This window comes from Sphingopyxis bauzanensis (assembly GCF_002205675.1).
In the GTDB taxonomy this organism is placed as follows: domain Bacteria; phylum Pseudomonadota; class Alphaproteobacteria; order Sphingomonadales; family Sphingomonadaceae; genus Sphingopyxis; species Sphingopyxis bauzanensis.
In genome coordinates, this window is the sequence record NZ_NISK01000003.1 from 122,531 (window position 1) to 148,172 (window position 25,642).

The following is a 25,642-nucleotide window of genomic DNA, read 5'->3' on the forward strand; positions in this document are numbered from 1 at the left end:
CCTTTCTCAGGACCGGGCGGGGGCGGCGTCGTGCCGTCCCCGTACTGCCATCACGGTCAGCGACAGCGCCGCGCCAATGATCACGAACAGCGCGGGAAAGCCGCCAAGCACCGACATCATGCGGATGCCGTCGATGCCGCCGCGCGCGACCAGCACCAGCGCGACCAGCCCAACGGTGATGCCCCAAACCGCTTGCACCCCAAGTGGAGCTTCGGGGGCGTCGGGGGTAATGCCGCGCGTCGACAGCGCGCTCATCGCCGAGACATTGGCATCGGCCCCCGCCACGTAAGAGAGAAAGATCGCGAACAGAACGATCGCGGCAACCCCGGAGCCGCCGCCCAGCGCGCTAAATAGCCGGAACAGTACCGGGTCCGGCCCTTGCGCCGTCAGGATCGCGTAAAGGCTCGCGCCGCTCTGCTGATCGAGCGCGATGGTGGCCCCCGCGATCGCGGTCATCCACACCGCGCCGAACAACGATGGCAGGATCAGGTTGTAGAGGATGAAGGCGCGAACGCTGTAGCCGACGGCGAGACGCCCGAGGAACAGCGCAGTCACCGGCGCCCAAGCGAACCAGTTGGCCCAGTTGAAGATCGTCCATTGTCGGTGCCAGTCGGTATCGACGTCGAGGCCGAGGTTGCGGGAAATGAAGGTTTGGAAGTAGTCGGCCCCGGCGCGCAGCGACAGACCGAGAATGTCGGCGGTCGGACCCGCGATCAAAACAAAGGCGATGATCGCGAAAAACAACCAGGTGTTTAGCACCGACAGCCCGGCGATGCCCTTTTGCAGGCCAGTGGCGGCGGAGATCAGAAAGCTGCCAACGATCGCCGCAGCGATGGCCCAGCGCAGCGGGGTGCCACCTCCAAAGCCGCCGATCCCTTCAATCCCGCCCGCCAGTGCGAGGATGCCCGCGCCCATCGACGCGGCCATGCCCGCGACGAGCGCGTAGAGGCAGAGGATGTCGACGCCGGCGCCGACCGGGCCATGTGCGCGCTGGCCGAGCATCGGGACGAACAGCGATGACAGGCTGAACGGCTCGCGGCGGTTGTAATAGACGAGCGCAAAGGCGAGTCCGGCGACGGTGTAAATGGCGTAGGGCGTCAGCGTCCAGTGCAGGAACATCGTCGACATCGCAAAGGTCGCGGCGGCATCGCTGCCGGGTTGCAGCCCCAGCATCGCGGGCGGATCGTTGAGGTGGAACAGCGGCTCCGCGGCGCCCCAGAAAAGGATGCCGGTGGCGATCGTGGTGCAAAGCGTGACGGCGAACCAGCGCCAGCGGGAGAGGATCGGTTTTGCCCCGGCGCCGCCAATGACCTGCCCACCGAGCGGCGATACGGCAATGCCCGCGAGCAGCGCCAGAAAGGCGAGCCCGGACCAGGCGAACAGCGATGAGAAGTGGCGTAGAATCCAGTCGTTGATCGCGGTCTCGGTAGCAAGAACCGCGGCGCCTTGCCAAAGGCTCAGCACCACCGCGGCGAGCAGCACGGCAAGCGGCGTAAAAAAGACCGGGCGATTGAGCGGGTGCTTCGACGATGCTGGCAAATCGACGTCCGATCGGACAAGGTGTGAAAGGCGAGCATGACCTTTGCCCTTGCCGAGGTCAATTCGCTAGCGGGAACGCCCTATAAGACCATGCGTTGGACGGCCAAAGCTTTGGATTTCAGGAGTGACTTTGATGAACAGAATGATTTTCTCGGCGGCCACTGCATTGGCGCTGATCGCCAGCGGGCAGGCAGTGGCGTTCCAAGCCCCAGCGGCAGCTCCGACCGAAGCGCCGGTAGTCCAAAAGAAGCTACCCGATGGTACGACGCCGGAAGAACGGTCGAACACCGCGCGGCTGAACGCCGAACAGGCGGCACGCGCCAAGGCCGAAACCGTCACTTACGAGCAGGAAGTATCGGCCGCGGCGCAGCAGGTCGCGCACGACCAGACCGAGTTTGCCGAGGAAACCGCGGCCTATGAAGCCGAAAAGGCGCGGGTAGCCGCGATGTCGGCCGAAGAGCGGATGAAGTGGGAGGCCGACGTCGCGGCGTGCAAAGCGGGGGACACCACGCGCTGCGCCCAGCCGGACACGCCGCAGCCGCGCTAAATGGTCAATAATCGGTCGCTGGCGCGGACGTTTCGGCGACCAGCGGCTTGTCGTCGACCGTGTTGACGGACACAAGCTGCGCGTCCGGCGTTTGGCTGCTCGCGTGGCGTGGCGGCGGGTCGGGAAAGCGGCCGCCATAGCGATAACCGTCATCGGGCTCGCTGGGCGCTGGCGGATCGAGGTCAACCGCGCCCAGTTCCCGAAATTCATCGCTCATGCGGCTTTCGCGGTCGGCGCGTAGGCGGGCGGCGACACCGTAACTGTCGCGGCAATCGAGGCATGGCGCGGCGCCGCCGACGGGTGGTGCCGCCGCGTCGGGATTGGTGCTGAGGTGCGAATAGGTTGCCGGTTCAGCGATGCCGCTGCCAGATTTGGTCCCCACCGTCATCTCGCCGAGTAGCATCCCGCCAGTCACCCCGACGAGCGCCAGCGCCGACCAGCGGAACAGCCGCACGCCGCTATGCCGACTCGCGGAGAAAGATAATTTCGTCGCCATATGCCGATTTGGCCACACGCGAACGTCCAGTGCAAGTCGGGCGCCATGAAATTGCCCGCCCGCTGACCGTTCGTCGATAGATGAACGGCTTTCGTCCGGTAATCGAGCCGGTGTTTGCGCCGATCGATCCAAACGCGATTCTCATGACGTCTAGGGGGTATCACCAACTTGCGGGATGCGGGGGTCCTGGTCTCCCCGGTCCGGAGCCCTCGTGTCCCGCATCATCTCCCAAGAGAGGAATCCCCCATGGCGAAACTTTCCCTGATCCTGCTGACCGCGCCGATCGCGTGTATCAGCCTGAGCGTCCCGGCCGCGGCCGAAGACCATGGCGAGCGGCGCACCGTCGTCGTGCGCTACAACGACTTGAACCTGGCGAGCGTCGAAGGGCGCGATCGGCTCAGTTCGCGCGTTAAGACGGCGGTGCGCACCGTGTGCAACAGTCGCCCGAACTATCGGCCGACGCTGGGCGAGCGCGCCCAGGCGCTGAACTGCGAGAAGGTAACGATGGCCGATGCCGACGTTAAGCTGGCGAGCCTGCTGAGCGGTGATGGCACGCGGCTGGCCGACCGTGGCCAGACGATCATGGTATCAGCGCCCTGACGGCGCGGCCAGTTAGACAAAAAAGGCGGTCATGCTTGGACAGCATGACCGCCTTTTGGTTCAATCGTGCATGATCGCCTTGACGTCGTGAAGATAGGTGCGGCCAACGCGGTGGACGCCGCCTTCGCCCAGATCGACGCTCCATGCGCCGTCGCCATGATGTTTCAGCCCGACGATACCGTCGCGGCGCACCATTTTAGAGCGATGAATGCGCATGAACTGGTCGGGGTTCATCCGCGCTTCCAGCGACTTGATCGTCTGGTGGATCAGCCAGCTACGCGCCCCGACGTGGAGTCGCATATAGTCGCGCTCGGCCTCGATCAGATCGACCTGGCCGGCATCGATGCGCAGCATTTCGCCGCGGTTCTGGACCCAGAATTCGTTGATCCATTTGCTTTTCTGGCTCGGTGCTCGTTCGGTGGCGCGCCATTCGCGCACTCGGGAGAGGGCGCGGGCGAGGCGGTCGGGCGAGACGGGTTTGAGCAGATAGTCGACTGCGGCAACATCGAAGGCGGCGACCGCATATTGGTCGAACGCCGTCACAAAGATCACCGCGGGGGGATTGTCGAGCCGATCGATCGCGGCGGCAACCTCCAGCCCGTTGAGGTCGGGCATCGCAATGTCGCAGAGCACGAGATCGGGCGCGAGCGCATCGACCATACGCAGTGCAGAGGCGCCGTCGCTGGCGGTGCCGACCAGCGACACGCCGTCCTGCTGCCCGGTCAATATCTGTAACCGCTCGATCGCGAGCGGTTCGTCATCGACGATCAGGGTGCGCAGCGTCTGGATCATCAGCGAGCCTCCCGCGACAGTGGCAGCCATAGCGACACGACAAAGCCGCCATCGTCCGACGGCCCCCATTCGCACCCAGCGGTCGGGCCATAGCGCGTGAGCAGTCGCTCGCGAACATTGCCGAGGCCGAGCCCCGTCCCCGACGCCGGGGTCGGCGCCTTGGCGTCGATGTCATTGTCGATACGCAGCACCAGCAGCCCATACTCGGCGCTGGCGTGCAGGCGGATCGCGATTTTGCCCTTGGTCGGCGCAACGCCATATTTGATCGCATTTTCGATGATCGGTTGCAGGATCAGCACCGGGACGCAGGCATTCTTCAGCTCGTCGGGCATCGTCACCTCGACCTGCAAGCGGTCGGGAAAGCGCGTCTGCTCGATGTCGAGATACAGGCGTTGCAACGCGATTTCTTCGTCGAGGCTGACGAGCTGTTCGGGATCGATCGCTAGGCTCGAGCGCAGGAAAGACGACAGGTTCATGATCATCGTCTCGGCCTCGCTTTTCGACCCGCGCATCACCAGCGCCGACAGCGAATTGAGCGTGTTGAACAGGAAGTGCGGATTGACCTGATAATGCAGCGCGCGCAGCTGCGCGTTTTTGGCCTCCAGCCGGAAATGATTGGCGCGTCGTTCGACCGCCTGCATCTCGCTGGCATAGCCAAAGGCGACGTACAGCGCCGCCCACACGGCGAAGAAGAAATACCAGCGGATCGAACTGTCGAGGATCAGCACGGTTTCCCACGCGCCCGGGTATTTTGCCTGCATTTCTTCGATGATCTTTGCGGCTTCGGGTACCGGGAACCAGTAATAGAATACGAACAGATTGACCGAGGCATAGACGATCACCAGCGGCACCGCCGCGCCGAGCGCGGCCGCCAGGCGCGCCCCAAAGCTTTGCGGCTGGGCGCGCTGAAGCAGTTGATAGAGCACGAACGTACAAAGGATGCCCGCGACCACCACGATCGCGCGCCGTCCGGCCGATGCCCATTGCTCGGGCACGCCGGTCAGCAGGCCGAGCCCGGTGGTGATCAGGAAATAGAGCAGCCACATCGCGATGATCGATCCGATCGCGACGCGCGGATTGACGCGGGCATCGGAGGCGCTCCAGTCGGGCGCCGCCGCCAGCATCTTTGCACGCTGGTCGCGCAGCGCGTCTTTGCGAAGGGTCATGTTCATTGCGCCTGCTTTAGCGTCAAAACCGGTAGCAAGGATAGCAGGCACCGGGTCGCCAGTCGAAGGCGCGCGCGCATTGGTCGAAAGCCGGCCGCCTATCGCGCGCCCGGTTGCGGCAGCGCGCGGCGCCAGGTGCCACGCTGATACACCGCCCACGCCATCGCCAGCGAGGCGAGCGACGAGAGCGGAAAGCTCCACCAGATCGCGTCGGCGCCGAGTGCCGGATAGGCGAAATAATAGATGCCGAAGCGGATCGGGAACATCGACACCGCCAGGATGATCAGCGGCGGAACGACCGCGCCATTGGCGCGCAACGTGCCGATAATGACGATGGTGGTGCCAAACGGCAGGAAGGTCCAGGTCGCGATATATTGGATATGGCGCGACACTTCGATCGCCTCGCTGCCGCTGCCGAGGAACAGGGCGAGCGCGGCGCGGTCGAACAGCAGCAGTAGCGCGATCAGAGCCCCGGTCATCGCGAGGTTGATTATGATGCCGCTGTTGGTGATCGTCGAAACGCGGTCCCAGCGCTGCGCGCCGATATTCTGCGCCGCCATCGCGCTGACCGCGGCGCCAACCGCGAGCGCGGGCATCTGGATATAGTTCCACAATTGCAGCGTGGCGCCATAGGCGGCGGCGGTGACAAGGCCTTCACGGTTGACGAGGCCGACCATCACGAGGCCAGCACCCGAAATCACCAGCATCTGCGCGCCCATCGGCAGCCCGCGCATGATGATGAAGCGCAGTTCGCGCCAACTGGGCGCCAGATAGGCGAGTTCGCGGCCGCGCAGGCGGAGCGGGTGATCCTTGGCATAGAACCAGATGATCATACCGATCAGGCTGATCGTCCCGGCAATCGCCGTCGCCAGCGCGCTGCCCGCGATGCCGAGGCGCGGAACGGGGCCGAGCCCGAGGATCAGCACCGGGTTCAGGACAATGTCGATGACCACGGTGAGCACCATGAAGCGCAGCGGCGTCACCGCGTCGCCCGCACCGCGCGATGCCATCATCAGCGTGACCGAAATCATGCTGGCGGGGATCGCGACAAAGGTGACGCGCAGATAATCATGCGCCAGCGCAAAGGCTTCGGGCGGGGTTTCGAGCAGGCGCAATATCGCGTCGGAGGTGAACCAGCCGACGACCGCGATGACGACCGCAAACAGCGCCGCGAGCCCGATCGCGCCCCCCGCGGCGCGGCGTGCGGCATCAATGTCGCCGCGCCCGATCGCTTGCCCGATCAGCACCGTCGCCGCCATGCCGAAGCCGAAGAAAGTGGCAAACATCAGGAACATGATGATGTTGGCATTGGCGGTCGCGGCGAGCGCGCTGTTGCCTAGAAACTGCCCGACCCAGATCGAATTGACCGAACCGGAGAGGGTTTGAAGGACGTTCGACGCGAGCGTTGGGAGGGCGAAGATGATCAGCGTTTTGGCGATTGGTCCGCTGGTCAGGTCCATCCCGCCGCGCGCGGTCTGGCGCGGGGGGACTGGCGTCGAAGCGGGGTCGCTAGCGACAGCGACCGGGGTGGGGGTGACGGGGGTGACGGGGTCGCCGTCGGTCATCGAACAATCCTCCCCGGAGCGGGGAGGGGGACCATCCGCAGGATGGTGGAGGGGGTTCGCGTTCTCAAGCAGCGTCGCGCAAGGACGCCACCCCCCTCCGTCAGCCGTTCCGGCTGCCACCTCCCCGCGAGCGGGGAGGATTTGGCGCGTTCACTCACCCCAGCCTTGCCAGCGCGGCGGTCAGGCGGTCGGCTTCGGCTTCTTTAGCGGCGTGGTCGGCGCGCGCCTTGTCAACCGCTTCGGGCTTGGCGCGTTCGACGAACGACGGATTGTTCAGGCGCCCCGCGAGCCCGTCGCGTTCCTTCGCCGCGGCGGCAAGCGCCTTGCTCAGGCGGTCGCGTTCGGCGGCGATGTCGATGACGCCTTCGAGGGGTACGGTGATCGTTTCGCCCTCCACGACGAGCTGTGCCGAGGCGCCTGCGGGGGCAGGGTCGAAACTGATCGCTTCGAGGCGCGCGAGACGGTCGAGCTGCGCGGCGAGCTTGTCGGTGCGTCCTTTGAGCGATGCCGGGAAATGCGCGGTCAGGCGCGCACCCGGCGGCAGGCCGAGTTCGGCCTTCGCACCGCGCAGTTCGCTGACCAGCTTGATCAGCCAGTCGATGTCGGCGCTGGCATCGCTATCGCGCACGCCGTCCGGCGCAGGCCATTTGGCGGTGATCAGCGGATAGTCTGCGCGGTCGCCCAGCCCGGTCCACAGCTCTTCGGTGATGAAGGGCATGAAGGGGTGGAGCATGACAAGGATCTGGTCGAGCACCCATCCGGCGACGGCCTTCGTCTCGTCGTCGATCGCGCCTTTGATCAGTTCCAGATACCAGTCGCAGAACCGGTCCCACGCAAAGCTGTAGATCGCGTTCGCGGCTTCATCGAAGCGGTAGGCGGCGAAGGCGGTTTCCATCGCGGAGACGGTCGCGGCGACTTCGCCGATGATCCAGCGGTTGACGGGCAGGGTGGCGGCAGGGGCTGCGAGGGTGGTCGAGGCCGAAATGCCATTGGCTTCGCAGAAACGCGCGGCGTTCCACAGCTTGGTCGCGAAATTGCGGTAGCCTGCAAGGCGCGCGTCATCCATCTTGATGTCGCGCCCCTGGCTTTCCATCGCCGCCATGAAGAAACGCAGCGCGTCGGCGCCATATTGGTCGATCAGGCCGAGCGGGTCGACGACATTGCCCTTCGACTTCGACATCTTGGCACCATCGGGCGCGCGGACGAGGCCGTGGAGATAGAGCGTCTTCCATGGCACGTCGCCCATGAACTCCATTCCCTGCATCGCCATGCGCGCATCCCAGAAGAACAGGATGTCGAAGCCCGAGATGAGGACGTCGTTGGGGTAGTGGCGTTTGACGAGGTCGCTGTCTTCGGGCCAGCCGAGGGTAGCGAAGGGCCAGAGGGCGGAAGAGAACCAAGTGTCGAGCACGTCGGGGTCGCGGTAAAGCACAACGGTGTCTCCGTTGATGCTGTTCTCAACCCATCTTGCGCTAGCTTGGCTTGCGTTGTCGGCAAAGAAAATCCGCTGAGGAGAAACTGCGTACTTCGACGCCGCTTCAGCTCGCACATCTTCCTCGGTATCACCGACAAAAATCGGGCCATCGCTATATCCGAAGCCATTGAGCTCTTCAGGGCGGGGGCCGTACCACGCTGGAATCCGATGACCCCACCAGAGCTGGCGCGAGACGCACCAAGGCTGGATATTCTCCATCCAGTTGAAGAAGGTCTTTTCCCACGTCTTGGGGACGATGTTGATCCGCCCGTCGCGCACCGCCGCCATCGGCGGCTGCGCGAGCGTTTCGGCATCGACATACCATTGGTCGGTCAGCCAGGGTTCGATCACCACGCCGCCGCGGTCGCCGAACGGGGTCTGGATCGTGCGCGGCTCGGCGTCATGCTCGACGACGTCCCCTTCTTTTGAAGTCACGATATGGGGGATGAGGAAGCCCGCTTCCTTCATCCGCTGCACGACTAATTCGCGCGCGCCGTCGATGCCGTCGCGCTTGAAACGGTGCAGGCCGAGATATTCGGTGGGGATCAGCCCGTCGCTGGTCTGGATGACGTTGGCGTCGCCATCGAGCATGTTGAGCATCTCGGCGGGCTTGAACCCCGCGCGCTTGCCGACGTCGAAGTCGTTGAAATCATGCCCCGGGGTGATCTTCACCGCGCCGCTGCCCAGTTCGGGGTCGGCATGTTCGTCGGCGACGATCTTGAAACGGCGGCCGGTGAGCGGCTGGAGAATATCCTTGCCGATCACGCTCTGATAGCGCGCATCATCGGGGTGCACCGCGACCGCCATGTCGGCGAGCATCGTTTCGGGGCGCGTCGTTGCGACCTCGATATAATCGCGCCCGTCATCGAGCGTCACGCCGTCGGCGAGCGGATATTTGAAGTGCCAGAAGCCGCCCTGAATCTCGTGCGTCTCGACTTCGAGGTCCGAAATCGCGGTCTTGAGCTTGGGGTCCCAGTTCACCAGCCGCTTGTCGCGGTAGATCAGCCCCTTTTTGTGGAGGTCGACGAACACCTTGACCACGGCGGCGGTGAAATGCGGGTCCATCGTGAACTGCTCACGGCTCCAGTCCATCGAGCAGCCGAGGCGGCGGAGCTGGCCGGTGATCTGGCCACCGCTTTCCGCCTTCCATTGCCACACCTTGTCGATGAAATCTTCGCGGCTGTAATTGGTGCGCTTGTCTTGGCTCGCCTCCAGCTGGCGCTCGACGACCATCTGCGTCGCGATGCCGGCATGGTCCATGCCGACGACCCACAGCGCATCCTTGCCGCGCAGCCGTTCATAGCGGACGAGGACGTCCTGCAACGTGTTGTCGAGCGCATGGCCGATGTGCAGCGCGCCGGTGACGTTCGGCGGCGGGTTGACGATCGTGAAGGGAGTGGCGTCGGGGCGATGCGGGCGAAACAGCCCGCGGCTTTCCCAAGCGTGAGCCCATTTCGCCTCAATCGCGGCGGGATCGAATGTTTTTTCCATCGGCATAATGCGCCGCGCTTTGCCAGCCATGGTGCGGCGCGGCAAGGGGGAACCATAGAGTTTCCGTTCGCATCGAGCGAAGTCGAGATGCCCATCGTGGGCACGCGCCTTCTGGGTGTCTCGACTTCGCTCGACACGAACTGAATTGAGAGGTTCTTACTTCTTCAGATGCTTGCCCATCCACCCGAACACGGTCTGATACCATTGCACGCTGTTCTGGCCTTTCAGGATCCAGTGGTTCTCGTCGGGAAAGACCAGCAATTCGCCTTCGACGCCCTGCCGCTGCAACGCATGGAACGCAGCGAGGCTCTGGCTGTAAGGGATGCGGAAGTCCTTTTCGCCGTGGATTACCAGCATCGGGGTCTTCCATTTGGTGACATGGTTGACCGGGTTCCATTTCTCGCCCTCGGTCCGCTGCCACCAAGGGCCACCATGGTCAAATTCGTCGAACCATGTTTCCTCGGTCTCGAACGCCATGGCGCGCAGGTCGAACACGCCGGCATGGTTGACCAGGCATTTGAAGCCGTCGGGCCACTTGCCCGCGATCCAGTTCATCATATAGCCGCCATAAGAGCCGCCGAGCGCGCAGGCGTTGGCGGTGTCGGCATTGGCGTCCTGCGCCCCCGCCGCGGCGAGGCCGAGCTTGAGGTCTTCGAGCGGCTTGCCGCCCCAATCCTGATTGATGCTGTCGGTGAATGCCTGTCCGTAACCGGTCGAGCCGTGGAAATCGACACTGACCGCGGCGTAGCCGGGCGCCGAAAACAGGCGCGGGTTCCAGCGCGTCGACCAACTGTTGCCAAAGCTCGACTGCGGCCCGCCGTGGACGAGGAAGGCAACGGGGATTTTGCCCTTGGTATCGGCGGGTTTGACGATCTGGCCCCACACGGTGTCGCCGCTCGCGCCCTTGAAGCTGAACCGTTTGGCATCGACGGGATCGATTTCGGCAAGCTGGGCGCGGTTGACGTCGGTCAGGCGGGTGATCTTGCCCTTGCCATCGCGGACAAACAGGTCGGTCGGCACCGCAACGCTGTTGCGCGAATAGAGCAGGGCGCCGCCGGGCAGCGGGGTGACGTCACCGATATTGCCTTCAAAGGCTTCGGTGGTGGCCTTGAGCTTCGTGACCTTGCCGGTCTTCACATCGACGCGGAAGACGGGGTGATCGAGCACGTCCTGCGCGGTGACATAGAGCGACTTGCCGTCCGCGGCCCACGCGATCGAACCCACGGAGCGGTCCCATGCGTCGGTCAGTTTCCGCGTTTCGCCGGTCGACATGTCGCGCAGCATCAGCACCTGCCGGTCGGCCTCATAGCCCGGGCGGGCCATGGCGGCATAACCCAGCCATTTGCCGTCGGGCGAGGGGGTGGGGAGGGTATCGGTCGCCTTGTTATCCGCGGTCAGGTTCTGCGGCATCATCCGGCTGTCGACCAGCCAGCTGTAAATATCGAGGTTGGTCGAGGTCGGCTCGTCCTTGTCGGCTTTGCGCAGCGTGAAAAACACGGTGCGGCTGTCGGCGCCCCACGCCAGTTCCTCACCGCCGCCGAAGGGTTTCGACGGGCTATCGCCAACCAGCCCGCTATCGACGGCGCGCGCGGCGCTGGCTTTGCCATCGTCAAGATTGAAGACGAACGGACGGCTATAGGTGCCGGGCGTTTCCCAGCTGTCCCAATGGCGCACGAATCCGGCGCCGTCCTTGTACAGGCGGCCGGTGCCGGGACCGGGGAGGGCGCCCTTGTCCTTGGCATCGCAGCCGAAGTCGGTGCATTCGCGCGGCACGTCGCCCCAGGCGAGCAGGCGCTGGCCGTCGGGAGAGATTTTGAAGCCCGAGACATCGGCAACGGTGTCGGTGACCTGCGCGGCGGCGCCGCCGACCTTGGGATCGACCCGCCAGACCTGGCTTTTGCCCGATGCGTTCGAAAGGAAATAGAGGCTGCCGTCGGGGTGGAAAGCGGGGGCGGTTTCATTCTTTTCGGCGGTATCAGCGACGCGCACCGGCGCCGCGTCCTTGGCATTGCGGTCGACCAGCCACAGTCCGGTCGCGCGCTTGTACGTCGCGGCCTCGGTCTCGGTCATCTGAAACACCACCCAGCGGCCATCGGGCGACGCGGTCGGCGCGGCGACACGCTTCAGCGTCGCCAGATCGACCTCGGTCATCGGCCGGGCAAAAGCGGGAGTGGACAGGGCGGCGGCGAGCGCGACGGCGCTGGTCAGGATATGGTTTCGCATGAAAGCGGTTTAGCGGGGTGCGGGGCGGGTTCAAGCATGTTCGTTGATTCTTGATTTGGGGTGGGTAGCGGACATCACCAATAATCGTCGCCCCCGCGAAGGCGGGGGCCGCAAGCGTCCTTTACCTGCGCCGCTGCGTAAACCGACAGCGGCCCCCGCCTTCGCGGGGGCGACGACTGGTTTTGGTCGTTAACGGACAATCACGCCGCCCTTCATCACATGGTCGATCTTTTCCAGCACCGTGATGTCGGCGAGCGGATCCGCCTTGACCGCAACGATGTCGGCAAAGCGGCCAGGAACGATCGCGCCGATGTCGTCGCGCCCCATTTCGACCGCGGCGCGGCCGGTGGCTGACTGGATCGCCTGCATCGGGGTCATGCCATATTTGACCATGTTGCGGAATTGGCGCGCGTTGAGCCCGTGCGGGTAGACCCCGGCGTCGGTGGCGTAACCGATATTGACCCCGATTTCGACCGCGCGACGGAAGGCGGCGCGCTGGGCGTCGGTGGTCTCGCGGTTCTTGCGCAGATATTCCTCGGGCCAGCCTTCCTTGGTGCCGACATCGTCGATGTAAGTGCCATTGTAGATATCCATCGCCAGCCAGGTGCCGCGCGCTTTTGCAAGCTGGAGCGCTTCCTCGTCGGCGAGGCTGGCATGTTCGATGCTGTCGACCCCGGCGTTGATCGCTATCTTGATCCCCTCGGCGCCATGCGCATGGGCGGTGACCCTTTTTCCGCCGGCATGCGCCACTTTCACCACCGCGCGCAGATAATCTTCCGACAGTTCGACCGCGCCGGGTTCGGTTCCGATCGCGAGAACGGCGCCGGTGGCGATGGTCTTGATGAAATCGGCGCCGCTATCGAGCAGGAAGGTCGTTTTCGCCGCCGCTTCCTCGGGCGTTGCGGCGACGCCGAGGCGCATGTCGGCAGGCAGTTCCTCATTGGGAACGACGCCGTTCAGTTCGCCGCCGCCCTTCGGAATCGTGATGTAAGCGCCAGCGACCCACATCCGCGGCCCCGGCACGTCACCGCGCTCAATCGCATTGCGCAGCGTGACGTCGGTCAAACCGCGATAGGTGCCGACGTCGCGGACGCTGGTGAAACCGGCGTCGAGCGTCACCCGCGCGTTGCGCGCGCCGACGAGGGCGGTTTCAGCGGGCGACGCCTTGATCGGTGCGGCAAGGTCAGCGCTCTGGCCAAGGTCGGCGAGGTGGGTGTGGAGGTCGATCATGCCGGGGAGGACGGTGAATCCGGACCAGTCGAGCCGCGTCGCGCCCGCGGGGGGTGCGCCGCAAGGAGCGACAGCCTTGATCCGCTCCCCTTCTATCGTGATGCACTGACCTTTGCGGACGTCATCGGACACGCCGTCGATCAGCCGTCCGGCCTGAATATACAGCGTCTCCGCCGCCGCGGGCGTCGCGGCGAGGGTCGCCGCGAGCGCCGCAATCAGAGGGCGCTGGCGAAGGCGTCGCACTGGCGCGGATCCCCCGATTGCAAGCCGCGACGCAGCCAGCTCATGCGTTGCTCGCTGGTGCCGTGGGTAAAGCTTTCGGGAACCGGACGCTGGCCCGCCGAGCGCATCAGCGTATCATCGCCGATCGCGTTGGCGGCGCGCATCGCTTCTTCCATATCGCCCGCCTCCATCACTGGCTGACCCGCAGCGGTCTTGGCGCGTGCGGCCCAGACACCGGCGTAGCAATCCGCCTGCAATTCCATGCGAACCTGCAATGCATTGCCCTCGGCCTGCGAGGCGCGTTGCTGCGCTTGGCGAACCTGGTTCGAAATTCCGCTGATCGTCTGGATATGATGGCCGACTTCGTGCGCGATGACATAAGCCTGCGCCGCATCGCCCGCGGCGCCGAATTTCAGTTCGAGATCACGGAAGAAGTCGGTGTCGAGATAGACGCCTTGATCGCCGGGGCAATAGAACGGACCCATCGCAGAACTTGCAGAACCGCAGGCCGTTCGATCGACGCTGTGCGAGTAGAAGGTGAGCGTCGGCTTGCGATAGCCGGAGATCAGCCCCTCCCAAACCGTGTGCGTTGATCCGAACACGTTGCAGGCAAAACGCTCCGAAGCCGTATCGCAGGCGACGTTGGCGCCACCGCGGCTGTTCGCCGCCGGATCGGCGATGCCGCCCCCGCTGCTCAGCATGTTGGCGCCGGGACCGAGCAGGAAAAAGGCGACCGCGCCGATCAGCAGGATCGTGCCGCAGCCCATCTTGCGCCCGAGCAGCATCGGGAGGAAACCGATGAGCAAGCCGCCGAGGCCGCCACCACCACCGCCAAAGCCGCCGCCACCGCCGCGGCCGAGGTCGCGAATATCGTCGCCGGGATCATAATCGTCGAGGCGCATGGGGGTTCTCCGCCGCTAAAGTGTCTGCCTAATCCTGATAGTTACAGCAGCGCCGGTCAATTGAAAGGGGCTTCGCGTTCAGGGCAATCGCTTCAGATGAACGGACTGGTGTTGATTGAAGTGTTATGATTCAGACGATGCTCCATATGCTGGGAGCCATTGATGTCTGGATTGCCATCGTCGCGTTCGATACTCGATCATTTTTCTGCGCTTCGTGATCACCGGGAGCAGTGGCGGGTTTTGTATCCGCTTCGCGAGGTCTTGCTTTTGGTGCTTTGCGCGACGCTTTCGGGGATGGAAGATTTTGTCGAGATCAGGCTGTGGGGACAGCACCGGCTCGATTTTCTGCGCCGTTTTCTGCCGTTTGCGCACGGGATACCAGCCCACGACACCCTTAATGATGTCATTAACGGGCTTGATCCCGAGCTGTTCAAAACCTGCTTTGCGACCTGGGTCGAGGCGCTGCGCGACGAGGCACCCGATATCATCGCGATTGACGGCAAGACGTCGCGGCGTAGTCACGCGAGGAGCAAAGGCCGCGCGCCGCTGCACATGGTTTCAGCCTGGGCGTCGCGCCAGCGGCTGGTGCTGGGCCAGGAAGCGGTAGACGCAAAATCCAACGAGATCACCGCGATCCCGTTGCTGCTCGAACGGCTGGAACTGACCGGTGCGCTCGTCACCATCGATGCGATCGGAACACAGGCCGCGATTGCCGAGACCATCGTGGCGCGCGGCGGAGATTATTTGCTCGCGCTGAAGGGCAACCGTCCGGCGCTGTTTGCCGATGTCGTGGCGTTCTTTGCCGATCCGCCCACCGATATGACCCTGTCGGCGCACACGACAACCGACGCCGATCATGGCCGCATCGAAGAACGCCGCCACAGCGTCTGTCACAACACACAATGGCTGTTTTCCGATCGTCGCTATCCTGATGAACCCCATTTCCCGCATCTCGCGATGATCGCCATGGTCGAAAACCACGTCGAACGGGAGGGCCGCAAAAGCACGGAACGGCGCTATTACCTCTCTTCTGTCAAACTCGATGCCCAAGCCTTCGCCGCCGCAGTCCGCGCCCATTGGGGCATCGAAAACCGGCTCCACTGGGTGCTCGACGTCGTCTTCCACGACGACCTCACAAGACTGCGAACCGGATCAGGACCCCAGAATATGGCGGTCGTCAAACACATCGCCATGAACCTGGTGCGAAATCCAAACGACAAACACAGCCTCAAAGTCCGCAGAAAACGAGCCAATCTCGACCCGGATTACCTCGAAACACTCGTCACTCAACGACAACCGTTAATCTGAAGCGATTCCCCTGGCTTCGCGTTGGACGAAGCCGTTGCAATGGTTTATGCTGCGACGCACCAATCGCGCTGACGCGAGCCAAAGGATCCCCGTTTTCATGCCACGTCGTGCCGCAACCGCCGCGCTTCCGCTTCCCGACCTCGTTGTACTCGTCCTGCAGGGCGGCGGCGCGCTCGGCGCGTTTCAGGCGGGGGTATATGAGGCGATGATCGACCTCGGCATCGAGCTCGACTGGGTCGCGGGGATTTCGATCGGTGCGGTCAATGCCGCGATCATCGCGGGCAATCCGCGCGACGCCGCAGTGGGCAAGCTGCGCGAATTCTGGAACGGGGTGTCGTCGGCGATGCCGTCGCTGCCGGTCGCCGACAACGACTGGGCGCGCGAATGGGCGCATATGGTGGCGGCGGGGCAGGTGATGGCGTTCGGCGTCCCAGGGTTCTTCACCCCGCGCTTCCCGCCGCCGAGCTTTGCCGAGCGGCAGACACCCGAGGCGGTGAGCTTTTACGACACCAAGCCGCTGGTCGAGACGCTCGACCGGCTGGTCGACTGGGACCGAGTGAACAACGGCAAGGTGCGGCTGTCGGTCGGCGCGGTGGCGGTCGAAACGGGGAACTTTCGCTATTTCGACACCAAGGTCGATACGATCGACGCGCGACACGTCTTGGCGTCGGGCGCGCTGCCACCGGGGCTCCCGCCGGTCGAGATCGACGGGACATGGTATTGGGATGGCGGGCTGGTGTCGAACACCCCGCTCGAGCATGTTGTCGATGCGGCGCATGAAGATATGCTGGTGTTTCAGGTCGATCTGTTCCCCGCGCGGGGCGACCGTCCGCATGACATGGAGGAAGCTTGGTCGCGCGAGAAGGACATTCGTTTTTCGAGCCGCACGCGGCGGATTTCGGACGGGCTGGTGCGGCGGCGCAAGGAGCATCAGCTGATCGACCGGATGCTCAAAAAACTGCCCGCCGAATATGCTGCGTTGCCCGAAGTCAAAGCGGTGCGAAAAATGGTCGACAGTAAGGCGCTGAACGTCGTCCAGCTGATCCATCAGCCGCCTAAATGGCAGACGGGCGCGCGCGATTTCGAGTTTTCGCGCTCGACGATGGAGGTCAATTGGGCGCTGGGCCATGAGGCGGTCGAGGCGGCGATGAAGGATGGGCATTTGCTTGCGGAAAGTGTCGCCGAGGGTCGTTCGGGAAGTTTTGCGTTGCAAGCCAATATGTTGAAGCCGAAAATCGAACCCGATATCAACTGATACTTTTCCACCGGAAGGAACTTCGAACATGCGTCTGCAAGGAAAAACCGCGCTCGTCACCGGATCGACGTCGGGCATCGGGCTGGGCATCGCCAAGGCGCTGGCGAGCGAGGGCGCGCATGTCATCATCAACGGCTTCGGTGACGCCGCGGCGATCGAGGCCGAGCGCGTCGCGCTCGAAGGGCTGAGCGGCGGCAAAGCGAGTTATGACGGTGCCGATCTGACCAAGGTCGATGCGATCGCCGAGATGTTCGCGCGCGCCGATGCCGACATGGGCGGCGTCGATATTTTGGTGAACAACGCCGGGACGCAGTTCGTGTCGCCGATCGAGGATTTCCCGGTCGAGAAATGGGATTTGATCCTGGCGCTGAACCTGACGTCGGCGTTCCACACGATCCGCCACGCGGTCCCCGGAATGCGCAAGAAGGGGTGGGGGCGGATTATCGGCACCGCGTCGGCGCACTCGCTCGTCGCCTCGCCGTTCAAATCGGCCTATGTCGCAGCGAAGCACGGGCTGGTCGGGCTGACCAAAACCGTCGCGCTGGAAGTGGCCGACGCGGGGATCACCGCCAACTGCATCAGCCCCGGTTACGTGTGGACGCCGCTGGTCGAGGGGCAGATCCCCGACACGATGAAGGCGCGCGGGATGACGCGCGAGCAGGTGATCAACGACGTGCTGCTGGCGGGGCAGCCGACCAAGCAGTTCGTTACCGTCGAACAGGTCGCGGCGCTGGCGTCGTTCCTGACCCGCGACGAGGCGGCGAACATCACCGGCGCCAACCTGAGCGTCGATGGCGGGTGGACCGCGGCCTAAGCCTTGAGCATTCTCCTTTCCCCTCCTAAGGTTAACGCAACCGGATCAGGGGAGAGACGGAGAATGAGGGGTCGCAACAAGTTACTTTTCGCCATTGCGCTAGGGCTGACCGCTGGCGCGTGCCAGTCGGTGCCGGTGGTGCCGACACTGCCGCCGTCGGCGGCCGACGAGCCGCCCGCTTCGGGCAGCTGGCGCGCGACGGCGACCGATCAGGACAAGGAACGGATTCGCGGCTGGTATTCCAGCTGGGAAGCCGCGCTCGCCGATGCGCGGGCGAAGGGGCATGGCGCCGACGTCGACCGCGAAGGCGTGCTGCTGCAACAGATGGCGGCGCTGCCCAACGCGCATCTGCCCGCGGGCGACTATCGCTGCCGGACGATCAAGGTCGGCGCGAAGGGGCGCGGGGGGCTCAGCTATATCGCCTATGGCTGGTTCCGCTGCCGCGTGGCGCCCGAACAGGGATTGTCGAGCCTGACCAAGCTGACCGGGTCGCAGCGCCCTGTCGGCATGATCTTTCCCGACAATCTGAAACGCCAGATTTTCCTCGGCACGCTCGAGCTGGGCGACGAGAAAATGGCGGTGAACTACGGCAGCGACCGGATGCGCGACATGGCGGGGCTGGTCGAACGGATCGGCGACAATCGCTGGCGGCTGGTGCTGCCTGCGCCCGCGTATGAATCCTTGGTCGACGTGATCGAACTGGTCCCGGCGGGCTGACGAAAGTTTGAGAGGATTCCACATTCCCGTTCGTGTCGAGCGAAGTCGAGACACGCTTGGGACGCGCTACGCTGCGGGGTGTCTCGACTTCGCTCGACACAAACGGATTAGGTTCGGCTCATAAGAGCTTGGTACAGGGGAATGATAATGCGGAATTTGTGGACGGGCGCCGCGGCGCTGGCGCTGATCGTTCCGGGAGCCGCCTCCGCGGCAGCGCAGCAGTTGGGCGGCGAGGTGCAGAAGCAGATGCCGTCGCTGATGAAGATTTACGATGATCTACACGCCAACCCGGAACTCAGCTTCATGGAGGTGCGCTCGGCCGGCATCTTGGCGGCCGAGGCGCGCAAGTTGGGGTTTGAGGTGACCGAAAAGATCGGAGGCACCGGCGTCGTCGCAGTGATGAAGAACGGCCCCGGACCGGTCGTGCTGGTCCGCGCCGACATGGACGGGCTACCGGTGACCGAGCAAACCGGGCTGCCCGGCGCGTCGAAGGTGCGCGTCACGACCTCTGAAGGCGTCGAAACCGGCGTGATGCACGCGTGCGGCCACGACACGCATATGACCGCATGGGTCGGCGTCGCGCGGCTGATGGCGGCGAACAAGGCGAACTGGTCGGGGACGCTGGTGATGATCGGCCAGCCCGCCGAAGAACGCGGCGCGGGCGCGCGCATGATGCTGGAGGACGGGCTTTATGCCCGCTTTCCCAAGCCGCAATATGCCCTCGCGTTCCACGACGCGGCGCAGTTTCCCGCCGGGGTGATCGGCTATACGCCGGGCTATGCGCTCGCCAATGTCGACAGCGTCGATATTTTGGTCAAGGGCGTCGGCGGCCACGGCGCCTATCCGCAGACGACCAAGGATCCGATCGTGCTGGCCAGCCGCATCGTGTCGACGTTGCAGACGCTGGTGTCGCGCGAGATCAGCCCGCTCGACAGCGCGGTGGTGACCGTCGGCAGCTTTCACGCCGGGGCGAAGCACAACATCATTTCGGACGAGGCGAAGCTGCAGCTGACGGTGCGCAGCTATACCGATGAGGTGCGCAATCACCTGCTCGACGGCATCGCGCGCGTCGCGAAGGGCGAGGCAATCGCGGCGGGGATTCCCGAGGACAAGATGCCGGTGGTCAGTGTGCAGAGGGACGAGTTCACTCCCTCCACATTCAACACCCCCGATTTCACCGAGGAAATGGCGGCGTATCTGAAAACCAGTTTCGGCGAAAAGCGCGTCGTGCAAGTGCCGCCGGTTATGGGCGGCGAAGATTTCGGTCGCTTTGCGCGCGACGACAAGGACATCAAAAGCCTGATCATCTGGGTCGGCGGGGTGCCGCAGGCCGAATATGACGCGGCGAAAAAGGAAGGCCGGACGCTGCCGAGCTTGCACTCGCCCTTCTGGGCGCCCGAGGCGGACAAGGTGATCGCGACGGCGACCGAGGCGCTGACGGCGATGACGATGAAGTTGATGGCGAAGAAGTAGGCGGCGACCGACAGCCACATCGCCTAAGCAGAGGGCGCCGCGTCGGCCTTTGAAAAGGAAATGACGACTTTCAGACCGTTGCCCGGTTCCGAACGGACAGCGACCTTGGCCGATGCATTCTGCTTCAACGACTGGACGATGATGGCGCCAAGTTTGCCCGGCTTCGGCCATGCGACACCCTCGGCCAGACCGACCCCGTCGTCCGCGATGGTGATATGGCAGCCGACTTCGTCGATCAGGCTGTGGAGGGTGATCGTGCCGCCGTCGCGACCGGTGAACGCATGTTTGAGTGCGTTGGTCAGCAATTCATTGACCACCAGCCCCGCCGGCATCGCAACATTGACCGAAGCTGGCCAGCTATCGAGCTTCATATCGAGTCGGACGCCGTCGGTCGCATGTGCCGCCATCACCGATGTCGCGATCTGACCCAGATAAATTCCCAGATCAATGCTGTCGTCGGCATTTTCCCGGGACAAGGTATCGTAAAGCACCGCCAAAGCGCCGATCCGGCCCGCAAGCCGATCGAAACGCTCACCGGTATCGCCGTCGGGGATGTTGCGCGCTTCGAGCCGGATCAAGGCCGTAATCATCTGCAGATTGTTTTTGACCCGATGCTGAAGCTCGCGAAGCTGGGCGTCTTTCGCCGCCAGCGCCGCCGTTTGACCGTCCCCAGCCCGTTCGTTGCCGGTGGGCGCCAGCGCGACAAGCCGATAGAGCGGCGTGCCATCGTCGTCTTCAATCGTATTCGACCAGGCATCCACGACAATGGCGCCCGCTTCCTGCTCGATCCTGAATTCCCCAATATAATCGACATCGGCCTGAACCGCGTCGCGCAACAGTCGATCGTCGTCGACCGGAGCGGCCACGCCGGGCAGCGCCCGCCAGCTTTTTCCTTCGATTTCGGCAATGGGATGGCCGGTCAGGCGCTCGAACTCGCGGTTTGCGTAGGTGATCAGTTCCGACGGATGAAGTTCGGACACTGCGACGGCCACGGGCACATGGTCGAGAAACTGTTTGAAACGCTCATTCTCCAGTGCATCCGCCAGATTCGGCGTATCCAGCAGTGTCTCCACCTGATCGGCATTTTCGGTTTTCATCATATTTCCCTGGTCGCAACGTGCTACGCGTAGCTGGTCGATGACATTCGTGCCAATTTTAACTCATGCGCCGCGGCGGACTTTTCATCGCACGAGGGAGCTCACTCAAAGCGGGGGCATGTCACCTGCTGGCGGCGTTTCGATGTCCGCAGGCGCCTCGACAATAGGCGTTTCTTGATCGGGGAGAGTATCGGCCTGACGGACCGCAGGTTCGACTGGCGGAGCAGCAATGACATCGGGAATCCTGCCTTTCAGCGCATCAATCTCGCGTTGGCGCATTTCGAGATAGAGGGTGCGCGTCTCGACATAGGGGTCGAGGCTTATTTGTTGCAGGCGCTCGATCTCGGCATCGCGTTCGATGCGGTCGTTGAGCGCCCGGATCACCGTGGTGGGCGCCGCATAAGCGGTGCGGTTGAACGGCTTGCCGATCGCGGTCGGCAGGACCAGCATGTCGAGGCCGTTGCCGGCCATGTCGCGCAACGTCGTCGCGCCGAACAGCGGCAGGTAGAAAAAGGGACCGGGCTCGACGCCGTAAAAGCCCAATGTGTTGGCGAAACCGTTGCGCCGATACGGCAGGTTAAATGGCTTCTTTTTGGCCACGTCGAACAGGCCGCCGACGCCGAAGGTCGAGTTGATGGCAAAGCGGCCGAGCGTTTCGGCGGCCTTGCCGATCTTGAACTGCAACAGATAGTTCAGGAAATTGACCGGTTCGGTCAGGTTGCGCAGCGCATTGCCCACGCCGTCGCGGACCGGTTCGGGAACGATGCTCTGATAGCCCATCGCGATCGGGCCGACGAGCGCCTGGTCGATCGCCTGGACGGCGCGATAGGATTCGATGTTGACCGCTTGCAGCGGATCTCCCGGCGGCGCATCGCCGCGCGCCGTCACGACGATTTCGTTCGGCGACCCCGGTGCCGGGGTCGGCTGCTCGCCGCTGGATGGTTCGGGCGTGACCGGCGCGGGCGACGGGGCGGTGCCGATCGTCGGTACGACTTTTGGCGGCAGAACATCGCCCGCATAGGGCTGGGCCGTCGTCTCGGCCGGGATTTCAGGCGCCGCGTTGGTGGGAACGGGCGGTGCTTCGGACAGCAAAAGGAGTGCAGCGACGGCCGAAATGCTCATCGGGCGCGCGGTCCGGCCAGCACGAGGTTCGTAAGCATCGACGGCATATATTTGACTCCTGACCGGGGTATCAGCCCGGAACAATGAACAAAGGGCATCTGCCCTTTCGTCAGATGCTGCTTAACGGGCTTTAGACGCTTGGAAACTTTTATCTTTCCCCCACCAAGGGGAAAGATGGAAGAAATTGCGCCTGCGCTGCAACCTCCCCATCGCATCGCGACAGGGAGGATCATACCACCCGCGTCACCTCGAACTCGATCTCGGTCGCCATGCTCGCTCAGGCGTCGGTTTCGTTTTCCAAATAAATTGGGATGGACCTGCGTCCGAGGCTATGGTGAGCAAAGACATGTCCACCAATAAACCCGCTCTCGGCTTGTCCGCATGCCTCACCGATCGGGAAATGGAAATTCTGCGCCTGTTGGTCGCTGGCCATACAGTAAAGACCATTGCCGCGCGCCTCGGCCGGTCAGAAACCTCCATTAATGAGCGGTTGCGCTCTGCCCGCCGCAAAACGGGTGTCGGCAGCAGCCGCGAATTGGCGCGTCTTCTGGACATCCAGAAAAATTGTGACGAAAATATCGATCTTTTGAAACCGCACGCCACCGTGAAGGACGTGACGCATACCGCGGCCATCGGGGTTCGCGGTTCGAAAGGAATGATCGTCATGCTCATCACGCTATCCCTGGCTGCCGCCGGAGCAATGTTCGCAACGGCGCCTTCCGCCGATCAGGTCGGAACACCGAGCGCCGTTTACAGCACGGCATCCAAGCCACTGCCGCTCGTTGGCAGCTGGTCGCTGGACGCATCGCTCATGCCGGAGAGGGAACGGCCTCAAAGGGTGACGATGACGTTCCGTGCCGTGCAGGACGGGAAATGGACGACACTCGTCGAAATCGTCGGGCCGGACGGCTCTCGCAGGCATGCCGAATCCACGGCAGCGCTTGACGGCGTCCCGGTGCCGGTCACGGGCAATATGGAATTCATCGACACCGTTGCTCTGCGTCAGCCGGCGCCGGACACATTGGTCATGACATTGGGAAAGGCCGGCGCGCGGGTGTCGACGCGCGTTTATACGGTCGCCAAGGATCAGAAATCCATGACGGAGACTATTGTCTGGTCGAACGACGATCGTCAAAAACTGGAAACCACCCGTTTCAATCGCACGGATTGACCGCCGGCCGACTTCTATCGCTGGCATCGTGCGTCCCCGCATAATCCAGACGTCGTAAAGGCGCCAATATATGCACCTCGGGACTTCGGCGCTCCAGGCTTGCCCCTGGGGCGCCCCTTGTCCCATTCCGTGCTACGGCTGCCCGGCGGCCACCCACATTATCGTCGTCACTCCCGCTTCAACGCAGCGAAGCTGCCGCCGCGGCCTGCGCCTTCGGTAAAGCGCTTGGCCCCCGCAGCGGCGCCCTCGAGCAAGGGGGCGGCTCCGGCGTGGGCTTCGTGCGTCAGGGCATCGGCGAGGTCGAAATCCCATTGGCGGTAGGCGCTCATGCGGTCGCTGGTCATGCACAATTGCGGAAAGGCGGCGATCTGTTTGGCGAGCGTGATCGCGGCGGACAGCGCTTCGCCGTCGGCGACGACGCGGTCGGCGAGGCCGATGTGGTGGGCTTCGGCCGCCTCGACCGGCCGGCCGGTCAGGATCATGTCGAGCGCGCGGCCTTGGCCGACGATGCGCGGCAGGCGGACGGTGCCGCCATCGATCAGCGGCACGCCCCAGCGGCGGCAATAAACGCCGAACACTGCGCTGGCGGCAGCGACGCGCAGGTCGCACCAGAGCGCGAGTTCGAGCCCGCCCGCGACCGCATGCCCCTCGACCGCGGCGATCACCGGCTTGCCGAGCAGCATCCGCGTCGGCCCCATCGGTCCGGGGCCGTCGGGGTCGTAGCGCGAGGTGCCGACGCCTTTCAAATCGAAACCGGCGCAGAAATGCCCGGCGCTACCGGTCAGGATCGCGACGCGGGCGTCGCTGTCGTCGGCGAAGGCGGCGAATGCGTCACGCAGCGCGGCGGCGGTGTCGGGATCGACCGCGTTGCGGCGCGTGGGGCGGTCGATGGTGACGATGGTGACGGGGCCTTCGCGGGTGATGATGACGGACATAAAAGCTCCCTGTCGCGCGGCGCGATATTTTTTGGTTAGCATGTTCGGGTGGGGTCTTGAAACGTCGATGGGGCGATCTTAGATCGGATTCATGCGGGCCGGGCCCCTCTGGCGTCGGCAGGATATTTCCTGCCACGTGATGTCGGACCGCATCGGGTGACACCGATGCTCTGGGCCTACCTCCCCCCTTAAACCCGGGTCCGGCATCGGCGTCACCTGCTTGATTTTCAATCAGGAGGCCCAAGTTCATGACGCTTAATCCCAATCTTTATCGGCTGACCCTGCTGCATCGCCAGCTGGACGAGGCGGCGCGGCGCGAGGCGCAGCGGCGCGGGGCCGATCCGTTCCGGCTGCTGCGGCTGAAAACGCTGAAGCTCGCGGTAAAGCGGCGCCTGGCGGCGCTGTCGCTGCGCCCGGCGCTCGCACGCTAAATCCTTCTAATCAAGACCGGAAGCGTCGTCCCGCCGGGGCGGCGTCTTCTGGCGTTCACCAGGGACACACACCATGGAATTTCTGTTTGCCGACTGGCTGGGTACCCCGGCCTGGTTCTGGCTGGCGTTCATCGCGCTGGTCGTCGCGCTCACGGCCTTTGACCTTGGCATATTGAACAAGGAAGACAAGGAGATGGGGATTGGCGAGAGCCTCAAGCTCTCGGCCTTCTACATCAGTATCGCGCTGGCGTTCGGCGCCTGGGTCTGGGCCGCGAAGGGCGGCGAGGCGGGGCTGCAATATTATACCGGCTTCTTCATCGAGAAGGCTTTGTCGATCGACAATATCTTCGTCATCTCGCTGATCTTCGCGACCTTCGCGATCCCGCCGCGCTATCAGTATCGGGCGCTGCTCTGGGGCATTGTCGCGGTGATCGTGCTACGCGGGATCATGATTGCGGGCGGCGCGGCGCTGGTCACCGAATATGAATGGCTGCTCTATGTGTTCGCCGCATTCCTCGTGTTCACCGGCATCAAGATGCTGTTCGCGGGCGAAAAGCCGATGGACGTTGCGGGCAACCCGGTGGTCAAATGGCTGTCGCGGCACATCCCGATCACAGGCGAGCTGCACGGCGAGAAATTCTTTGTCCGGGTGCCCGATAGCAAGACCGGCAAGCTGGTGCTGGCGGCGACGCCGTTGTTCCTGGCGCTGGTGGTGATCAACCTCGCCGACCTAGTGTTCGCGGTCGACAGCGTGCCGGCGATCTTTGCGATCACCACCGATACGTTCATCGTCTATACGTCGAACATCATGGCGATCCTGGGCCTGCGCGCGCTCTATTTCGCGCTGTCGGCGATGGTGCACCGCTTCCATTACCTCAAATATGCGCTCGCGCTGGTGCTGGTGTTCATCGGGTCGAAGATATTCGTCGCCGATTTCATCCTCGGCGGCGACAAATTCCCGCCGTTGATCAGCCTGGGTGTGACGGTTGGGTTGATCGCGGGCGGCATCATCTGGTCGCTGGTCAAGACGCGCGACGAGGAGGCTGCGCTGCCGCAATGAAAATGTCCGTCG

At 63.8% G+C, this 25,642-nt stretch carries 22 protein-coding genes; 10 read left to right on the forward strand and 12 right to left on the reverse strand.

What is annotated here, in order from left to right; genetic code table 11:
* Positions 1-6: 6 nt before the first annotated feature.
* The gene (locus tag CDQ92_RS11920) at positions 7-1,539 is read right to left on the reverse strand and encodes a BCCT family transporter (RefSeq protein WP_229667612.1); all 1,533 of its coding nucleotides are present in this window, start codon (positions 1,537-1,539) and stop codon (positions 7-9) included.
* A 133-nt stretch (positions 1,540-1,672) separates the two neighbouring features.
* Here CDQ92_RS11920 and CDQ92_RS11925 point away from each other — a divergent pair, with 133 nt between their 5' ends.
* Positions 1,673-2,086, forward strand: coding sequence for a hypothetical protein (locus CDQ92_RS11925; RefSeq protein ID WP_144035764.1), 414 nt, complete (start codon positions 1,673-1,675; stop codon positions 2,084-2,086).
* 4 nt (positions 2,087-2,090) lie between these two features.
* On the opposite strand, the gene CDQ92_RS11930 is transcribed toward CDQ92_RS11925, so the two are convergent.
* A complete protein-coding gene (locus CDQ92_RS11930) occupies positions 2,091-2,582 on the reverse strand; it encodes a hypothetical protein (protein ID WP_144035765.1) in 492 nt (163 codons plus the stop codon).
* Positions 2,583-2,828: 246 nt separating this feature from the next.
* Between CDQ92_RS11930 and CDQ92_RS11935 the strand changes: the two genes are divergently transcribed.
* Positions 2,829-3,182, forward strand: a complete 354-nt coding sequence (locus CDQ92_RS11935; protein WP_088441648.1) for a UrcA family protein — start codon at positions 2,829-2,831, stop codon at positions 3,180-3,182.
* A gap of 60 nt (positions 3,183-3,242) precedes the next feature.
* Here the strand turns inward: CDQ92_RS11935 and CDQ92_RS11940 are convergent, their stop codons facing one another.
* The 7 genes from CDQ92_RS11940 to ypfJ all read right to left on the reverse strand — a co-directional run bounded on the left by CDQ92_RS11940 (position 3,243) and on the right by ypfJ (position 14,247).
* Positions 3,243-3,974, reverse strand: coding sequence for a LytR/AlgR family response regulator transcription factor (locus CDQ92_RS11940; RefSeq protein ID WP_088442217.1), 732 nt, complete (start codon positions 3,972-3,974; stop codon positions 3,243-3,245).
* A complete protein-coding gene (locus tag CDQ92_RS11945) occupies positions 3,974-5,140 on the reverse strand; it encodes a sensor histidine kinase (RefSeq protein ID WP_229667611.1) in 1,167 nt (388 codons plus the stop codon). Before CDQ92_RS11945 ends, CDQ92_RS11940 begins: the two co-directional genes overlap by 1 nt.
* A gap of 98 nt (positions 5,141-5,238) precedes the next feature.
* The gene (locus CDQ92_RS11950) at positions 5,239-6,600 is read right to left on the reverse strand and encodes an MATE family efflux transporter (protein ID WP_088442219.1); all 1,362 of its coding nucleotides are present in this window, start codon (positions 6,598-6,600) and stop codon (positions 5,239-5,241) included.
* Between the two features lie 259 nt (positions 6,601-6,859).
* On the reverse strand, positions 6,860-9,676 hold the full coding sequence (locus CDQ92_RS11955; protein WP_088442220.1) for a valine--tRNA ligase: 2,817 nt from the start codon (positions 9,674-9,676) through the stop codon (positions 6,860-6,862).
* Positions 9,677-9,826: 150 nt separating this feature from the next.
* Positions 9,827-11,893, reverse strand: a complete 2,067-nt coding sequence (locus CDQ92_RS11960) for a S9 family peptidase (RefSeq protein WP_088441649.1) — start codon at positions 11,891-11,893, stop codon at positions 9,827-9,829.
* Between the two features lie 189 nt (positions 11,894-12,082).
* Positions 12,083-13,366, reverse strand: a complete 1,284-nt coding sequence (locus CDQ92_RS11965) for a metal-dependent hydrolase family protein (protein ID WP_088441650.1) — start codon at positions 13,364-13,366, stop codon at positions 12,083-12,085.
* Complete coding sequence (ypfJ, locus tag CDQ92_RS11970) at positions 13,339-14,247, reverse strand: KPN_02809 family neutral zinc metallopeptidase (protein WP_088441651.1); 909 nt, start codon at positions 14,245-14,247, stop codon at positions 13,339-13,341. Before ypfJ ends, CDQ92_RS11965 begins: the two co-directional genes overlap by 28 nt.
* 162 nt (positions 14,248-14,409) lie before the next feature.
* Here ypfJ and CDQ92_RS11975 point away from each other — a divergent pair, with 162 nt between their 5' ends.
* The 5 genes from CDQ92_RS11975 (at position 14,410) to CDQ92_RS11995 (ending at position 19,814) form a co-directional block, all read left to right on the forward strand.
* Positions 14,410-15,555 (forward strand): ISAs1 family transposase, encoded by a 1,146-nt coding sequence (locus tag CDQ92_RS11975; RefSeq protein WP_088439421.1) that lies wholly within the window; start codon positions 14,410-14,412, stop codon positions 15,553-15,555.
* Positions 15,556-15,652: 97 nt separating this feature from the next.
* The gene (locus CDQ92_RS11980; protein ID WP_088442221.1) at positions 15,653-16,810 is read left to right on the forward strand and encodes a patatin-like phospholipase family protein; all 1,158 of its coding nucleotides are present in this window, start codon (positions 15,653-15,655) and stop codon (positions 16,808-16,810) included.
* A gap of 28 nt (positions 16,811-16,838) precedes the next feature.
* Positions 16,839-17,624 carry a 3-hydroxybutyrate dehydrogenase gene (locus tag CDQ92_RS11985; RefSeq protein WP_088441652.1) on the forward strand — a complete coding sequence of 262 codons (786 nt, stop codon included), beginning with the start codon at positions 16,839-16,841 and terminating at the stop codon, positions 17,622-17,624.
* 63 nt (positions 17,625-17,687) lie between these two features.
* Complete coding sequence (locus tag CDQ92_RS11990) at positions 17,688-18,341, forward strand: DUF4893 domain-containing protein (protein WP_088441653.1); 654 nt, start codon at positions 17,688-17,690, stop codon at positions 18,339-18,341.
* A gap of 147 nt (positions 18,342-18,488) precedes the next feature.
* The gene (locus CDQ92_RS11995) at positions 18,489-19,814 is read left to right on the forward strand and encodes an amidohydrolase (RefSeq protein WP_088441654.1); all 1,326 of its coding nucleotides are present in this window, start codon (positions 18,489-18,491) and stop codon (positions 19,812-19,814) included.
* A gap of 23 nt (positions 19,815-19,837) precedes the next feature.
* On the opposite strand, the gene CDQ92_RS12000 is transcribed toward CDQ92_RS11995, so the two are convergent.
* Both CDQ92_RS12000 and CDQ92_RS12005 read right to left on the reverse strand, forming a co-directional pair.
* The gene (locus CDQ92_RS12000) at positions 19,838-20,914 is read right to left on the reverse strand and encodes a sensor histidine kinase (protein ID WP_201792060.1); all 1,077 of its coding nucleotides are present in this window, start codon (positions 20,912-20,914) and stop codon (positions 19,838-19,840) included.
* Between the two features lie 102 nt (positions 20,915-21,016).
* Positions 21,017-22,033, reverse strand: coding sequence for an MlaA family lipoprotein (locus CDQ92_RS12005; RefSeq protein WP_088441655.1), 1,017 nt, complete (start codon positions 22,031-22,033; stop codon positions 21,017-21,019).
* A 331-nt stretch (positions 22,034-22,364) separates the two neighbouring features.
* Here CDQ92_RS12005 and CDQ92_RS12010 point away from each other — a divergent pair, with 331 nt between their 5' ends.
* On the forward strand, positions 22,365-23,204 hold the full coding sequence (locus tag CDQ92_RS12010; protein WP_229667064.1) for a helix-turn-helix domain-containing protein: 840 nt from the start codon (positions 22,365-22,367) through the stop codon (positions 23,202-23,204).
* Between the two features lie 167 nt (positions 23,205-23,371).
* On the opposite strand, the gene CDQ92_RS12015 is transcribed toward CDQ92_RS12010, so the two are convergent.
* Positions 23,372-24,139 (reverse strand): crotonase/enoyl-CoA hydratase family protein, encoded by a 768-nt coding sequence (locus CDQ92_RS12015; RefSeq protein ID WP_088442224.1) that lies wholly within the window; start codon positions 24,137-24,139, stop codon positions 23,372-23,374.
* Positions 24,140-24,387: 248 nt separating this feature from the next.
* Between CDQ92_RS12015 and CDQ92_RS12020 the strand changes: the two genes are divergently transcribed.
* Together CDQ92_RS12020 and CDQ92_RS12025 are read left to right on the forward strand one after the other, a co-directional pair.
* The gene (locus tag CDQ92_RS12020; protein ID WP_088441656.1) at positions 24,388-24,570 is read left to right on the forward strand and encodes a hypothetical protein; all 183 of its coding nucleotides are present in this window, start codon (positions 24,388-24,390) and stop codon (positions 24,568-24,570) included.
* 73 nt (positions 24,571-24,643) lie between these two features.
* Complete coding sequence (locus CDQ92_RS12025; RefSeq protein ID WP_088441657.1) at positions 24,644-25,630, forward strand: TerC family protein; 987 nt, start codon at positions 24,644-24,646, stop codon at positions 25,628-25,630.
* The last annotated feature ends 12 nt before the right edge of the window (positions 25,631-25,642 follow it).